The organism is Stenotrophomonas sp. P5_B8 (assembly GCF_054049855.1).
In genome coordinates this window covers 1-1847 of sequence record NZ_JBFULO010000592.1, presented here as the reverse complement: position 1 = coordinate 1847, position 1847 = coordinate 1, and the positions used below count along the sequence as shown (strand labels likewise).

The window sequence follows — 1847 nt, the reverse complement described above, 5'->3', positions numbered from 1 at the left end:
GTGATCGACAAGGCCTGCTCGCTGCTGGACATTCCCCGGGCAATCGACGAGGTCCTCAACGGTTCGGCCTATGTCTGCAGTTCGCTGCGCGCCGAGCTCTGCAACGGCGACGAAGAAACCGGCTCGCTGTGTGCCTGCCTGTCGCCGAAGGAACTGGAGGTGCTGCGGTTGTATGCCTCCGGGCTGAGCATCACCCAGATCGCCGCACGCCTGGATCGCAGTATCAGCACGATCAGTCGGCAGCGCATTTCGGCGATGAACAAGCTGGGGATCCGCGCCGAATCGGAACTGTATGCGTTTGCCAGCGAGCACAGGCTTGCCATGGCACCCTGCCCGGCGCCGCCTGCGCCGTTGCAGTCGGCCGCATAGCGCCCGTGCGCGAGATGGCGCGGCGTTAACGCGGGCTGGCGCACGCTCTGGTGCGGCGTAAATGGAAACCAGAGTCGATCATGAAGCAGGCAGTCCAATTTTTCGTGCTGGGTACGGCGTGGGTAGCCATGGTCAGCGCGTGCAGTCCGCAACCGGCGGTGGTCGTCACCGCGTCATCCTCCATGGCCGCCGCAGACGCCCCGCCCGCAGATACGGGCCCGGCAGCGTCGGTGCCCGGAACCCAGGCCGGCGATGGTTTTGCCGAGCCGGTACCGGGCATCGCGGTCCGCGCGGTTCCCGGCACGCATGTCGAACATGATTTCAAGCGCAGCTACCTGACGCTGGATGCCTGGAAACTGTATCCGGCGGCGGGCAGCATCGGGACGCCGCTTGTCGCCGTCGTGATGGATGGCTCCAATGACGTCACCTCGGCCGAAATGCGGATCGGCCGCAGCGATACGGCAGCCGACATCGCCGCCTGCCTCGTCGCGCCCGACGAGGCGACCGGCCCGTCGGACACGGCGGAGATAGGCGGAGTGCGCTTCACCCATTTCACCGCCAGCGATGCGGCGATGAGCCACTACGTCTCCGCGGAGAGCTACCGCGCCGTGCACAACGGGGCGTGTTATGCGATTGACCTGATCGTTGCCGGCACCCGTCCGGACGTCTACGACCCGCCAGGCACGCCGCCATTCACCAACGACGTTGCCAAGCAGCGGTTGGCAACGGCGCTCGCGGCGGTGCATTGGGTAACGAAGGGCTGAGGATGACCGCGGCGGGGAGGGCCGCTATGCTGCCCTATCCTGCCCCCGAGGACGTCCCATGCGTACGTTGTATCCGGCCATCTCCCCCTACCGTGAGTTCGCATTGCCGGTGGATGGCCTGCACACTTTGCATGTCGAGGAATGCGGTACGCCGGACGGCATCCCCGTGGTATTCCTGCACGGTGGCCCCGGCGCGGGCGCGTCGCCAACCCACCGGCGGTTTTTCGATCCGGCGCGGTATCGCATCGTACTGATCGACCAGCGTGGCAGTGGCCGCTCCACGCCGTTCGGGGAGTTGCATGACAACACCACCGCGCACCTGGTCGCCGATATCGAAGCGGTACGTGCGCACCTGGGCATCGCGCGTTGGCTGGTGTTTGGCGGTTCGTGGGGGTCGACGCTGGCGCTGGCCTATGCACAGACCCATCCGCAGCGCGCCACCGGGCTGATCGTGCGCGGCGTATACCTGGGGCGCGCCGAGGAAAACCGCTGGTTCAACGAGGCCGATGGCGGGGCGCGCTGGGTGTTTCCCGAGCGTTGGGCACGGTACGAGGCACATATTCCGGAAGCAGAGCGCGGGGCGATGATTGCCGCGTATTGGAAGCGCCTGGACAGCGACGACCTGTCCACGCAGATCGCCGCCGCACAAGCGTGGCTGGGGTGGGAGGACAACGCCGCCACGCTGGTACACGACGTCGATGCTGTCTCCACTGC

The 1847-nt window shown here is 66.6% G+C and carries 3 protein-coding genes; all 3 read left to right on the top strand.

Annotated features, from left to right (window positions below):
* On the top strand, positions 1–369 hold a 369-nt coding region (locus ACXJKH_RS19700; protein WP_457321895.1), incomplete at its 5' end, for a LuxR C-terminal-related transcriptional regulator.
* 80 nt (positions 370–449) lie between these two features.
* Positions 450–1133: a hypothetical protein gene (locus ACXJKH_RS19695; RefSeq protein ID WP_457321893.1), complete on the top strand. Its 684-nt coding sequence runs from the start codon at positions 450–452 to the stop codon at positions 1131–1133.
* A 58-nt stretch (positions 1134–1191) separates the two neighbouring features.
* Positions 1192–1847, top strand: a 656-nt coding sequence (gene pip / locus ACXJKH_RS19690) for a prolyl aminopeptidase (RefSeq protein ID WP_457321891.1), incomplete at its 3' end; no start/stop codon positions are given.

Bases quoted from the DNA above. Each gene is read 5' to 3' on its own strand.
- ACXJKH_RS19695 (WP_457321893.1), top strand. From the start codon at position 450: ATGAAGCAGGCAGTCCAATTTTTCGTGCTGGGTACGGCGTGGGTAGCC.